Source organism: Bacillus sp. 7_6_55CFAA_CT2, assembly GCF_000238655.1.
GTDB classification, from domain to species: Bacteria; Bacillota; Bacilli; order Bacillales; family Bacillaceae_G; genus Bacillus_A; species Bacillus_A cereus.
In genome coordinates this window covers 38,082-50,998 of the sequence record NZ_JH414708.1, presented here as the reverse complement: position 1 = coordinate 50,998, position 12,917 = coordinate 38,082, and the positions used below count along the sequence as shown (strand labels likewise).

The following is a 12,917-nucleotide window of genomic DNA, read 5'->3' as shown; positions in this document are numbered from 1 at the left end:
AATTTTATACTTATAATCCTATCTTGTCCTTCATACTGGAAGAAACTTTCTTTACTTCTATTTACTCATCAGTGTGATTCTTTTTTGTCTATATAAATAAAGAATACCTGTAACTATAAAAACAATCACGCCAAAATACACGCCATATTCTATCGCGATCGCTACAATACTTTCAATATGTTTTCCAAATAAAGCACCGAGCACAAAGTAAACGAGTGTCCAAACAAATCCTGTCGTATAAGAATACAAAGCATACGTCTTAAATGACATGTTATTCATTCCAACTAAATACGGTACGATATGTCTTACAACTGGTATAAAGTAACTTGTGACTAACGCATAATGACCATACTTCTCTACCATTTGTTGAGATTTCAAAAGATATTTCGCCTTTTTCTTTTTCATTAGCTTATCAAGTACTTTCGTACCAAATATTTTCCCTAATATATAACCTAAAGAAAGCCCAGATACAACACCTAAATATGTTAATAAAAATGCAGGAATGACACTTAATATCCCTAGTGAAGACACAAAGCCACCACTCATTACGATCATTTCGTCTGGAATTGGCATACCGATAATACCTAACCATAAACAGAAAAATAATGCCCAATAACCGTATTGTTCAATATAAGATAATAATTCATGTAATTCCATTATGCATATGCTCTCCTTAGCTCTTTTTTACAGCTAAAGATGTACGCTGGTGGGAAATTGAGCCACACTTTCTCTAGCGTAATTTCAGGAAAGAAGTGCTGTATAAATCCTTTTTTCACAAGTGAATATTGAAATGTAATAAATTCACCATTCTCATGTATCCCTTCCATTACATTGTTTAAAATACGCTTTGAAACTTCTTCTGGTAAAGAGGTAAAAGGTAATCCCGATAAAACGTAATCCACGCATTCTATATTGAGATCTTCTATATACTTTTTTATATTTTCGGCTGAACCGTGTACAACAATGACGTTCTGCTCATCTTTAAATTTTCTCTTTAGCTCCTTGCAAAACACTTCATTAATTTCAATAAGAAGAAATATTGTTTCCTTCTTCTTTCTCTTCATAATTTCTTTCGTAAAGACTCCTGTACCAGGACCTAACTCTACAATGCATTTCGCTTTATTAAAATCAATTACATCTACCATTTTCTTTGCTAATATTTTTGAACTTGGCGCAATTGCACCAGTATGTTTCGGATGTTTAATAAATTCATGTAAGAATGTTATGAGTTGCATATAAACCTCTCCTCATTCGTTCAATAGTTTCTAACTTGTTTCTAAGTATAACTATTATTTCTTAACAAAAATTAAGGAGATTTCTTAAGATTTTATGAAGAATAAAAAAACAGCTATCGTCTCTAGCGATAGCTGTCCCTTATTACTTCGCACTCACGATCTTATAATAAGAACGAACCGTTAAGAAGTAATATCCAATATAAATCGCGCCGTATACTCCAATACTAATGAGAAGCGGAATCATAATTTCAAATGGTAATATATTTGACAAACCTTTTAGTGCAAATAAACTGTGTAAAATACCAATAATTAATGGAATAGCAAAGATAAAGCTCACTTGTTTTGCGATAGCTCTCTTCATCTCTTGCTTCGTTACACCAATTTTATGAAGAACAACGTAGCGATCACGGTCAGCACTTGCTTCTGTTAATTGTTTAAAGTAAATGATTGAGCCTGTTGCTAATAGGAATACTAATCCTAAGAATAACCCAATAAACATCATTAAGCCTGTTGTTTCAAGCCCCATTTGGAATCCTGTATAGAAATCGTTAAATGGTTTTAAAACTTCTGATTCTCCAGCTGGCATAATGCTTGCTAATTTTGCTGTTAACTCTTTACTATTTCGCTCACCTTTTACATCAATATTTTTTACAGTACGCGTTTCGTTTACTTGTTTCACTTGCTCATATGTTTTATCAGGAACGATTACAAATAGTTCATTTAAATTTGTAAGGCTTCTATTATTTACACCTTTAATTTTTAATTCTTTTGACTCGTTTCCAACAGGGAATACAGCTGTATTTCCTGTATAAAGAGGACCAAAATCAAGTTTCTCAATATATAGGCTATCATATACGAAAGCTTCATTCGCACTTAAATTTACAGGCTCTACATCTAAATGTTTCACAAGTGTATTAAAGCTTGATTGAGAAATAAGCTGGTACTGATTCGTAACATTATAGTGTGTGTTCAGAACTTGATCAGCTCTTTCACCTTTAAATGTTCCCTTCACAGGAATCATTTCAACTTCTGATTCATATGTGACTGGGTGATTATTCTTCTCTCCAGCAAGTATTTCATTTACTTTTTTATCTAATGCTGCATCTTTTTTCTCATAGGAATAACTATACGGCGCAGCAACTTTTGATTGCGTAAATGTGTTGTAATACATCGTAACTGACGTACCAACCGCTGTTAATGTTACCGCACTTAAAATAGCGATTGTCGCAAGTGATTTCGCATTTCCTTTAATACGATATAGTAACTGTGATGTCGTTACCATATTCATACCATTATAAAATGCTGACTTATTATTTCTTGCACGTTTCAATACAAATACTGTGAAGAACATGAACAGTAAATAAGTCCCTGCTACTGTCGCTAATAAAATATATAATGCAACGACCATAAAGTCTGCATACATAACTGCTTTCATGTACATTAATGCTAAAAAATAACCTGAACCGATTAAGAAAACTGAAATTAATGCCATAATGACAGATCCTTTTGGCATTGCTTCTCCTTCACGTTCTGCACGGAAAAGTTCAATTAACTTAAAGCGATAAATTAAACGATATCCTTGAAGTGATGTATATAAAATAATCACAAAGAAAATAATTGCTGTATCAATAATGGCAGCCATCGGTACTTCAAAATGAACGTTTAAATTTAATCCCATCATATTTACTAATAACTCAAGGAATAATTTTGAAAGGACACTACCGATCGCAATCCCAATTACTAATGACATTAATCCCATTAACATATTTTCATAAAAGAGCATTTTACCAATTTGTCTTTTACGAATACCTAATAACGAATATAAGCCAACTTCTTTTTTACGTTTACGTGTAAAGAATCCGTTCGAATATATAATGAACACTGCTACGAAAATGATAAGCATCACACTTGAAACTTGGAACGCTCCGCTAATTTTTTTTGAAGCTTCTGCTGCTTTTTCCATTTGTGAATTATATTGCAGTGCTTTAAATGTAAAATAAATAACGATACTAAAAATCATAGATGCAAAATATACAAAGTAGTCTTTAAAGTTCCGCTGTATGTTGCGGAGGGCAATGCTAGATAAGGTCATCAGCCATACCTCCAGAAATAGAAGACATTACGTCAACAATTTTTTGGAAGAACTGTTTACGCGTCGATTCACCGCGGTGTAATTCTTTATATAGCTCACCATCTTTAATGAAAATAACTCGTTTACAATAACTTGCTGCAAATGCATCGTGCGTTACCATTAAAATTGTTGAGTTATCATATTCATTTAACGACTTCATACTTTCAAGTAAATCTGTTGCAGATTTAGAATCAAGTGCTCCAGTTGGCTCGTCTCCGAAAATCATACTTGGATTCGTAACAATTGCACGCGATGCTGCACAGCGCTGCTTCTGCCCACCAGATACTTGATATGGGAACTGACTTAAAATATGATCAATACCGAATTTCTTTGAGATTTCAAGAACGCGGCGATCAATCTCACTCGCTTTCACCTTTGATAACGCAAGTGGTAAAGCGATATTCTCTTTCACCGTTAACGTATCTAATAAGTTATAATCTTGGAAAATGAAACCTAAATGATCACGGCGGAATAACGCTAACTTATCATCATTCATCTTTACAATATCTTTTCCATCAATTAAAATTTCACCGTTCGTCGCATTATCAATTGTAGAAAGAACATTTAGTAAAGTCGTCTTACCAGAACCAGAAGGTCCCATAATTCCAACGAACTCACCTTCTTTTACTTGTAAGTTAATACCTTTTAACGCTGCAAATTTATTCCCACCCGTGTCGTACACTTTTTCAATATTTTTTGCTTCTAACACTGTTTTCATCTCGACATCCCTCATTTCTTCTATTCTCTATTTTCAACTATATACACTCTCTACTCTTGCCACTATCGATGTTTCTTACACAAACATGACAGTTATGTAAGACGCATAAGTAAAGATATAAAAATTTAACCTACTGAACAAAAGTACTTTGTTACTATAACATTGGGATATCATACCATCCATTCATTCTCCTTACAGGAACATTACAATTTTGTAAGGTTAAAAATGTCCCCTACAAAGTTGTGCACGAAATGTCGGATGGAGCTATTTCGTTCCTGCTATTCTATGTACAGAGGAGGTCATAATATGGATTCACTTAAAAATATGAATACTGCAATGCGCTATATTGAAGATAACCTTACGAATGAAATTGATTTTAAAGAAGTTGCGAGGCTAGCTCTCTGTTCTGAGTATCACTTTAAAAGAATGTTTTCGTTTTTAGCAGGTATATCACTATCTGATTATATTCGCTGTAGACGTCTTACTCTCGCTGCCTTTGAACTAAAAAATAGCGATGCAAAAGTCATTGATGTCGCTATAAAATATGGCTACAACTCACCAGATTCATTCGCCCGTGCATTTCAAAACTTGCACGGTATAACACCTTCAGAGGCACGAAATAGTAGCCATTCTTTGAAGGCTTATTCACCAATGACCTTCCAATTATCCATTCAAGGAGGAAATGAAATGAACTATCGAATTGAAGAAAAAGAGCCATTTCGAATTATAGGTATTACAAAACGAGTACCAATCGTTTTTAACGGTGTAAATGAAGAAATTGCTTCTATGTGGAAAAGTTTAAACCCAGATTCTATTCAAACATTAAAGTCCCTTTCAAACATTGAACCTACTGGAATCATTAGTGCTTCTACTAACTTTTCTGAAGGAAGAATGGAGGAAAAGGGGGAACTCGATCACTACATTGGAGTAGCCACAACGAAAGATTGCCCAGAGCAATTCGCGCAACTTGAAGTTGCTGCTTCAACATGGGCTATATTCGAAGCTGTCGGACCATTTCCTGATGCATTACAAAATGTATGGGGACGTATTTATTCTGAATGGTTCCCTTCTTCGAACTATGAACTAGCGGAAGGACCGGAGATATTGTGGAATGAACAGAAAGATATATCTTCTCCAAACTTTAAAAGTGAAATTTGGATACCGGTTTTGAAGAAGTGATAAAAAACAAAGCTGCTCTTCCCTAAAAGGAAAAGCAGCTTTATTTACATTTACATTTTCAACTCTTCTTTATAAATACTATATGACTTTATTGTTGATACGATAATGCATATTAATATGATTCCAATCCCTATAAAAATATTAAATGGATCTGGAAGCAAAGCCCCGGCATATATACAAAGTGAACCTATTACAAATACCCTCGAAGCAAATCTATGTGTTTTCCTCCAAACTACAGGATTTTCTAATGTCCAGTCCATTCGAATGCCTACTAACCCGTTTGGCTTCGTTTGTTGCATGTAATTACCTAGTACAAGAAACAATGTTCCAAGTCCAAAATTAAATACAATTGAGCCCGATGCAATATAATTAGACGCTGCTAATAGCGCAAATAAGTTACAGCCGAATCCTATCAAAAGAATAGCATAACGGATTGCGGAAAGGACTTTAGCATGCTGTTTATACTTATCTTTCGTTACGTCAATATACCCAAGAGCTAGCCATATCAAATACAGCAACATCATGCTTCCTATTGAAACAGAACTTGCTTCTACTTTAGAAAAATATCCATCTACTACTCCTGCTGCATTATAATGGCGTGGAATTTGTTCTGGTAAATATGGCCATACAATATACCATCCGATTGCAATACCAATAATTAAACTCCATGGTAATACGTGTCTTTTCATCCTCTCTCCCCCATAATTTTTTATTAGGCCCCTATTTCTTTTTTATAAGCAATATATGAATATCCCATTGTTAATCCTACTGCACCGGTAATAATTCCAACCATTACGAAAGATTTCCACGTTACTGGTACAAAAACACTTAGAATCATAATAATTCCTAATATAACAAACACCTTTCCGCTAAAACGGTGTGTCTTTCTCCATACTTCCTCGTTACTTAATGTCCACGGTGTTTTTATACCTACAAAGTAATTTGGTTTACATTGTGGTAAATAGTTACCGATGACTATAAATAAAATACCAACTAATAATTCAGGCACCCGATTAATGAATAAGTTATATCCTAATCCACTTGTAATAATGTCTATATTTCCTACAAATAGTAGCAATAGTACACCATTATTCATCATCATAAAGGCTTTAGAAAATTTCTCGTAATTTGCTTTTCTTGGATCAATCTTTGGTATCACATTTAGAAATATATATAATGCAATCATAATTCCGACCATAGAAATCATTCCATACAATTTAGAAGAATATCCATCTACCTTACCTCCGCTCCAATGCGTTGCAATTGTATCCGGCAAATGTGGCCAAGCAAACGCCCAAGCTAAACAAGTTATAACAATTAATAAGATTGCAAAAAGATGTTTTTTCATTTCCCCTCTTCCCCCTTATTCGTAAATGTAAACACCCAAGTTAATAAATCTTGAAAGACAGTTGTGTTTAAAGAGTACACAACAAATTGCCCTTTCTTTTCATCTTGAATAAGTTCAGCATTTTTAAGTGCGCTTAAATGGTGTGAAATACTTGGTTTTGTCATATTGAAATGTTCAGCGATTTCACCAGCGGTTAAATCACCTTCTTTTAATAAGTCTAAAATTTTTCGCCTTGTTGGATCTGCTAATGCTTTGAATGCTTGATTCAATGTCTTTCTTCCTTTCGATAATTAGACATTTAGATATTTATCTAAATGTTAAACCGATTACTGTTATTTGTCAATTGTATCCAGTGCCCTTTTTACTTTTCTCACTTTTAACCTATACTGTTTACTAGCTTATCTTTCAACATAATGAAAAGACTTGAAACACATGATACACTATAGCTACAATTGTTTTTCTGAGGAGGAATATACATATGTATAAAATTTTAATCGTTGAAGACGATCCAAATATTTCATCATTACTGCAATCTCACATTCAGAAGTACGGTTATGAAGCTGTTGTTGCAGAGAATTTCGATGATATTATGGAATCGTTTAACGCTGTGAAACCACATCTTGTTTTACTTGATGTAAACTTACCGAAATTCGATGGTTTCTACTGGTGCCGTCAAATTCGTCATGAATCTACTTGTCCAATTATTTTCATTTCAGCGCGTGCTGGTGAGATGGAACAAATTATGGCAATTGAAAGCGGTGCGGATGATTACATTACAAAACCATTCCACTACGACGTTGTAATGGCGAAAATTAAAGGACAATTACGCCGTATTTACGGTGATTATGCACCAAATATTTCTGAACGTATCGTTGAAGTAGAAGGTTTAAAACTATTCCCAGAACGTCCTGAAATTCACTTCGGATCTGAACAAGTTCTTTTAACGAAAAAAGAAGCTATTTTAGCTGAAATGTTATTATCTAAATTCCCTCGTACAGCAAGCCGTGAAGATTTATTAGCTGCGCTTTGGGATGACGAAAGCTTCGTTGAAGAAAATACATTAAACGTAAACATTACGCGTCTTCGTAAAAAGTTTAATGAGCTTGGTATTGAGAACTCTATTGAAACAGTACGTGGACTTGGATATCGCTTTAACGCAACTTGGAGTGAATAAGCATGAAGCTATTTTTACGTGATCATTTTGCATTTTTCCTACTGTACGTTTTAAACTTCGGTATCATTTTCGTTCTTTATGATGCAGTAGATGGATTTCAAAACAATAAATTTTATTTCGTCGTTTTAAGTTTATATTTATTTATTTGTTTCCTCGCTTACCGTTACGTTCGCAATCGTAGAATGTACCATAGATTAAGCGAGCAACCAGAAAAAATGGAAGATGCGTTTATTGAAAGAGCAACTGCTCCGATGCCTCACGGTGTCAATGAACTCGTGCGTACGCAGTACCGCCTCTTCCAAAAAGAACTACAATCGTATGAAGTAAAACAACAAGAACATCAATTATTCATTAACCACTGGGTACATCAAATGAAGACACCTGTTTCTGTTATGCAGCTTATGGTGCTAGAAATGGAAGACGAGCATTTAATTCCAAAGTTTAAAAAAGAATTAGAGCGTCTAAACCAAGGGCTTGATATGGCTTTATACATGGCTAGGTTAAATAACTTCCATGAAGATTTCCATGTTGAGACGATTTCATTAAAAGATACGGTAACAAAAAATATTAACGGATTAAAAGAACTATTCATTCGTAATGGTGTCTTTCCTGTTTTAGAAGTTCATTCTGATTTAAAGGTTGCTTCTGATGCAAAATGGCTAAAATTTATCATCTATCAGTTAATGACAAATGCTGTTCGTTACTCTGGTGAGCGCGGAAAGAAAGTTTTCTTATCTGCTTACCGAAACGGAAAAGATATTATTTTAGAAGTTCGCGATGAAGGTGTTGGTATTCCGCAAGAAGATATTCGAAGAGTATTTGAACCATTTTACACTGGGAAAAACGGTCGCGCATTCGGAGAATCTACTGGTATGGGACTTTATATTGTAAGTAAAATTTGTGATTATTTAGGTCACTCTGTCAAACTAGATTCTGAAGTTGGTAAAGGAACGACGATTAAAATCATCTTCCACAACGCTGCAAATAATCAAGCAGAACATACGGAGAAGGTGACCGAAGCATGATCGTAACATATGCAAGCAAAATGTATGAGAACTCACTCTCATACATTTTTTGCAATACAACTACTTCTATATCTTCTAGCCGGAGGTATAATCTATGACATTTTGGCAATTTGCATTTAAAAACGTCACGCGCAACTCAAGAGCTTATTTTGCTTACTTTGTAAGTAGCTCCTTTTCCATTGCTGTGTTCTTTTCGTTTGCTGTTTACTTATTCCATCCGAAATTACAAAACTTTGACATGACTTCTGAAATTTCAGGATTAATGATATTTTCAGAAGTAGTAATTGTATTTTTCTCTTTCTTCTTTTTACTATATTCCATTGGTACTTTTTTAAAAGTTAGAAAAAAACAATTTGGTGTTTTGACCATTTTAGGAATATCGAGAAAACAATTACATCGTCTTGTTTTTATGGAGAATATGTTAATCGGGATTTTATCTATCTTTTTCGGCATGCAGTTTGGAGTTGTTTTTTCTCAATTTTTCTTATTAGTAACATCCAAACTTACGCATGTTCCAGGAATATATTTATACGGTCCTACTAACGCGTTTATTTTAACAACCATTGTTTTCCTTAGTCTTTTTATCATTGTATCTGCATTCACACCAATGCTTATTCGTACCAAAAAAGCGGTACACCTTTTAAAAACAAATGGTGGAAAACAAAAAGAAAGAAAACCATCCATACTTGTTTCATTATTTGGTGCGATTTGTTTATTTGGTGGTTATGCGTTAGCTGGAAATCCTAAATATTTCGTATCAGTAAGCCCGCAAATCGGTGTTATATATATGGTTTCAAGTATTTTCGTTATCCCAATGCTTGTTACAATCGGAACATATTTCTTCTTTTCACAAATTAGTTTCTTACTGATTTATATTTTAAAGAAAAGAAGGAAGTTTTATATGAAACGGATTAATATGCTTTGGATTTCGGATTTAGCGAGCCGTATTCGAACGAATATTAATATGCTTTTTATTGTAGCAATGCTATCTACAATTGCTTTCACAATGATTACGTTTCTATATGGATTCGGGAAATTTATTAAGCTAGAAGTTAATAGAACTTCTCCTTTTCCAATTTCTTATTTTTCTTATGATGCGAACCCTTTTGTTACAGAGCATTTAAATTGGCTTGAGCAACAATTACAAAAAGAGCATTTCCCTTATCAAAAAATAGAAGCTGATATATATGAAACACCACTAAAAGAAGATAAAGATATAGCTATTTATAATGACGTATACGCAATTAAGCAAAGTGACTATAACAAACTTGCAGATTCTTTACGAATGAAACAACTATTTATGGATGATAACGAAGCATATGTGCTAACAGGGACATCTTATATCACCATATTCAACGAATTTGAGCAAAGCTACAAAAGAGATTACATTACACTCTCTAGTACAAATACGAAATTACGAGTAAAAGGCTATGAGCATGTAAACGCAATCCCATCTGACTTTTCATATCAAACGATAGTGTTGCCTGATATTATCGTAAATAACTTACCTAACACCGTAAAACATATATCAGCATACAATTACAAAATTCAAAACTGGGAACAGACATATGAAATTGCTGATAATTTTATAGAAAAAGTGCAAAAAGATCGAAATAAATCCCAGTATGAAGGACCTCTTATTCGTTCCTTTGAATCAGCAGGATCGTTATACAAAATAACATCAGGCAGTGCTGCATTTTTCCTAATTGGGACATTTTTAGGAGTTATTTTCTTCATTGGAGCTGGTAGCGTTCTTTACTTTAGAATGTATACGGATTTGACGAACGAACAAGAGAAATATATAACGATTTCTAAAATCGGTGTAACAGATACAGAGATGAAACGATCTGCAACCATTCAACTTAGTATTTTATTTTTCATTCCGTACATTATGGCATCCATTCATACAATGTTCGCAACAAAAATGCTACAAGATGTAATTGGTTTATCTCTGTTCAAAGAAGTTTCAGCCGTTCTTATTATTTTTGGATTCGTTGAAATCGTATTTTTCTTATTCATTCGTTCACTTTATATGCAAAAATTATCACATTACACGAGTGGACAAAATATTTAAAACAAACTTGATGAAAAGAGTATTTCTTATGCTCTTCTCATCTTCACCCTATCAGGAGGTTCAGGTGAATGACATTTTGGCAGTTTGCATTTAAAAACGTGACGCGGAACGCCAGAGCTTATTTCGCCTATTTTGTAAGCAGTGCGTTCTCCATCGCAATCTTTTTCTCATTTGCAGTTTATTTATTTCATCCTAAATTGCATATGACAGACGTGAATTTTTCTCTGAACATATTAATGACAATTTCAGAAGTTGTCATTGTGTTCTTTTCATTTTTCTTTTTACTGTATTCAATCGGGACGTTTTTAAAAGTACGAAAAAAACAGTTCGGGATTTTAACAGTACTTGGCATATCTCAAAAACAATTAAAGCGACTCATATTTATAGAAAATATGTTAATTGGTGCTCTTTCTATATTTTTTGGCATTCAACTTGGACTTGTCTTTTCACAGTTCTTTTTGTTAGTTACCGCCAAAATTACACACGTACCTGGTTTATATTTATATCCGCCTACAAGTGCTATCGTTTTAACTATCATCATCTTTCTCGGGCTCTTCATTCTCGTATCATCTTTTACACCGATGCTCATTCGCACGAGAAAAGCCGTACGTCTTTTAAAAGAAGGAAAACAACAAAAAGAAAGAAAAGCATCCGTGCTCATCTCTCTATTTGGTGCGATCTGTTTAATATGTGGATATGCGTTAGCCGCAAATCCGCTGTATTTTATGTCGCTAGGTGACATAATTGGACTTTTATATGCCGTCTCTAGTATATTTGTCATCCCATCGCTTATTGCAGCTGGAACATACTTTTTCTTTTCACAAATTAGTTTTTTACTTATTCGTATTTTAAAAACACGAAGAAAGTTTTATATGAAACGAATTAATATGCTTTGGATTTCCGATCTAGCATCACGTATTCGGACAAACATTAACATGCTCTTTATTGTAGCGATGCTATCGACGCTCGCTTTTACAATGATTACATTCTTATATGGATTCGGGAAATTTACAAAGTTTGATGCGATTAGACAAAACCCTTTCCCGTTTACTTATTTATCACATACTGAAAATACGTTAGCTGATGAACATTTAAACTGGTTAGAGCAGAAATTTAATGAAGAGCACTTTACTTATACAAAATTTAAAACGGATATATATGAAGTATCTTCGGCTGAAGATAACACGCAGCTCTATTATGCCATTAAACAAAGTGACTATAATGTACTTGCTAAGGCTTTAAATTGGGAAAAACTCACGGTAAATAAGAATGAATCTTATATTCTTATGAAAGACTTAGATGATCAGGTTATTGGAACGCTTCATAATAAAGACAACAAAAATACTCTTACACTTACTCAAAACAATTTACAACTACAAGTGAAAGAATATAAAAGTTATAGCCCATTCCCAAACAGCTTAATATACCAATTACTCATACTATCTGATGAAAATGTAGAAGCCTTATCCACAGTTTCCAAACAAATGAGTGTATATAACTTCAAAGTTACAGATTGGGAAAAAGCACATAATATCGGTTCATCGTTTATAACAAAAATCCATAACGATAATGTAGCAATTCAAGCAGAGCATCCACCTTTCCATGCAAGTGAAGCGAGCGATTCTCTATATAAGACAAAACTAAATGTCGCTTCGTTCTTCTTAATTGGTACTTTCCTAGGAGTTATTTTCTTTATCGGTGCTGGCAGTGTTCTTTACTTCCGGATGTATACAGATTTAACAAATGAGCAAGAAAAATATATAACGATTACGAAAATCGGCTTAACTGAGACTGAAATGAAACGTTCAGCGACAATTCAGCTTGCGATTCTTTTCTTCGTACCTTACATTATGGCATCAATCCATACGATGTTTGCGACAAAGATGCTACAAGAAATATTACATCTCTCGTTCTTCGCTGAAATTACAGTCGTACTGTTGATTTTTGGAACAGTTGAAATTTTATTTTTCCTTTTAATTCGTTCCTTTTATATGCAAAAATTATCACAACACATTAAGTTTTAAAAAGTAGAA

General features: G+C 33.7%; 12 protein-coding genes. 5 read left to right on the top strand and 7 right to left on the bottom strand.

The window, feature by feature from the left end; all coding sequences use genetic code 11:
• Nucleotides 1-57: 57 nt before the first annotated feature.
• The 4 genes from HMPREF1014_RS00315 to HMPREF1014_RS00300 form a co-directional block, all read right to left on the bottom strand.
• Nucleotides 58-657, bottom strand: a complete 600-nt coding sequence (locus HMPREF1014_RS00315) for a DedA family protein (RefSeq protein WP_000418924.1) — start codon at nucleotides 655-657, stop codon at nucleotides 58-60.
• Entirely contained in the window at nucleotides 657-1,235 is a 579-nt protein-coding gene (locus HMPREF1014_RS00310) for a class I SAM-dependent methyltransferase (protein WP_001176052.1), read from the bottom strand. The genes HMPREF1014_RS00315 and HMPREF1014_RS00310 overlap by 1 nt, the downstream gene beginning before the upstream one ends.
• Before the next feature lie 142 nt (nucleotides 1,236-1,377).
• Nucleotides 1,378-3,327: an ABC transporter permease gene (locus tag HMPREF1014_RS00305; RefSeq protein WP_000176153.1), complete on the bottom strand. Its 1,950-nt coding sequence runs from the start codon at nucleotides 3,325-3,327 to the stop codon at nucleotides 1,378-1,380.
• Nucleotides 3,314-4,084 (bottom strand): ABC transporter ATP-binding protein, encoded by a 771-nt coding sequence (locus HMPREF1014_RS00300; RefSeq protein WP_000859655.1) that lies wholly within the window; start codon nucleotides 4,082-4,084, stop codon nucleotides 3,314-3,316. The genes HMPREF1014_RS00305 and HMPREF1014_RS00300 overlap by 14 nt, the downstream gene beginning before the upstream one ends.
• Nucleotides 4,085-4,390: 306 nt before the next feature.
• Between HMPREF1014_RS00300 and HMPREF1014_RS00295 the strand changes: the two genes are divergently transcribed.
• Nucleotides 4,391-5,263 carry an AraC family transcriptional regulator gene (locus HMPREF1014_RS00295; protein WP_000377727.1) on the top strand — a complete coding sequence of 291 codons (873 nt, stop codon included), beginning with the start codon at nucleotides 4,391-4,393 and terminating at the stop codon, nucleotides 5,261-5,263.
• Between the two features lie 50 nt (nucleotides 5,264-5,313).
• Here the strand turns inward: HMPREF1014_RS00295 and HMPREF1014_RS00290 are convergent, their stop codons facing one another.
• From HMPREF1014_RS00290 to HMPREF1014_RS00280, 3 genes are read right to left on the bottom strand one after another with little or no spacing between them, the layout of a single operon-like run.
• A complete protein-coding gene (locus HMPREF1014_RS00290; RefSeq protein WP_000820675.1) occupies nucleotides 5,314-5,952 on the bottom strand; it encodes an SdpI family protein in 639 nt (212 codons plus the stop codon).
• Between the two features lie 23 nt (nucleotides 5,953-5,975).
• On the bottom strand, nucleotides 5,976-6,611 hold the full coding sequence (locus HMPREF1014_RS00285; RefSeq protein WP_000716353.1) for an SdpI family protein: 636 nt from the start codon (nucleotides 6,609-6,611) through the stop codon (nucleotides 5,976-5,978).
• Entirely contained in the window at nucleotides 6,608-6,880 is a 273-nt protein-coding gene (locus HMPREF1014_RS00280; RefSeq protein ID WP_001070531.1) for an autorepressor SdpR family transcription factor, read from the bottom strand. The genes HMPREF1014_RS00285 and HMPREF1014_RS00280 overlap by 4 nt, the downstream gene beginning before the upstream one ends.
• 209 nt (nucleotides 6,881-7,089) lie before the next feature.
• On the opposite strand from HMPREF1014_RS00280, the gene HMPREF1014_RS00275 reads away from it, so the two are divergent.
• The 4 genes from HMPREF1014_RS00275 to HMPREF1014_RS00260 all read left to right on the top strand — a co-directional run bounded on the left by HMPREF1014_RS00275 (nucleotide 7,090) and on the right by HMPREF1014_RS00260 (nucleotide 12,908).
• Nucleotides 7,090-7,785 (top strand): response regulator transcription factor, encoded by a 696-nt coding sequence (locus HMPREF1014_RS00275; RefSeq protein ID WP_000276738.1) that lies wholly within the window; start codon nucleotides 7,090-7,092, stop codon nucleotides 7,783-7,785.
• Between the two features lie 2 nt (nucleotides 7,786-7,787).
• Nucleotides 7,788-8,810, top strand: coding sequence for a sensor histidine kinase (locus HMPREF1014_RS00270; protein ID WP_000765341.1), 1,023 nt, complete (start codon nucleotides 7,788-7,790; stop codon nucleotides 8,808-8,810).
• Nucleotides 8,811-8,904: 94 nt separating this feature from the next.
• Nucleotides 8,905-10,884: an FtsX-like permease family protein gene (locus HMPREF1014_RS00265; protein WP_000145058.1), complete on the top strand. Its 1,980-nt coding sequence runs from the start codon at nucleotides 8,905-8,907 to the stop codon at nucleotides 10,882-10,884.
• Nucleotides 10,885-10,952: 68 nt separating this feature from the next.
• A complete protein-coding gene (locus HMPREF1014_RS00260) occupies nucleotides 10,953-12,908 on the top strand; it encodes an FtsX-like permease family protein (RefSeq protein ID WP_000144968.1) in 1,956 nt (651 codons plus the stop codon).
• Nucleotides 12,909-12,917 lie beyond the last annotated feature (9 nt).

Excerpts from the sequence above, each read along its gene's own strand:
- HMPREF1014_RS00315 (WP_000418924.1), bottom strand. The coding sequence starts at position 657 with ATGGAATTACATGAATTATTATCTTATATTGAACAATACGGTTATTGG.
- HMPREF1014_RS00310 (WP_001176052.1), bottom strand. The coding sequence starts at position 1,235 with ATGCAACTCATAACATTCTTACATGAATTTATTAAACATCCGAAACAT.
- HMPREF1014_RS00305 (WP_000176153.1), bottom strand. The coding sequence starts at position 3,327 with ATGACCTTATCTAGCATTGCCCTCCGCAACATACAGCGGAACTTTAAA.
- HMPREF1014_RS00300 (WP_000859655.1), bottom strand. The coding sequence starts at position 4,084 with ATGAAAACAGTGTTAGAAGCAAAAAATATTGAAAAAGTGTACGACACG.
- HMPREF1014_RS00295 (WP_000377727.1), top strand. The coding sequence starts at position 4,391 with ATGGATTCACTTAAAAATATGAATACTGCAATGCGCTATATTGAAGAT.
- HMPREF1014_RS00290 (WP_000820675.1), bottom strand. The coding sequence starts at position 5,952 with ATGAAAAGACACGTATTACCATGGAGTTTAATTATTGGTATTGCAATC.
- HMPREF1014_RS00285 (WP_000716353.1), bottom strand. The coding sequence starts at position 6,611 with ATGAAAAAACATCTTTTTGCAATCTTATTAATTGTTATAACTTGTTTA.
- HMPREF1014_RS00275 (WP_000276738.1), top strand. The coding sequence starts at position 7,090 with ATGTATAAAATTTTAATCGTTGAAGACGATCCAAATATTTCATCATTA.
- HMPREF1014_RS00270 (WP_000765341.1), top strand. The coding sequence starts at position 7,788 with ATGAAGCTATTTTTACGTGATCATTTTGCATTTTTCCTACTGTACGTT.
- HMPREF1014_RS00265 (WP_000145058.1), top strand. The coding sequence starts at position 8,905 with ATGACATTTTGGCAATTTGCATTTAAAAACGTCACGCGCAACTCAAGA.
- HMPREF1014_RS00260 (WP_000144968.1), top strand. The coding sequence starts at position 10,953 with ATGACATTTTGGCAGTTTGCATTTAAAAACGTGACGCGGAACGCCAGA.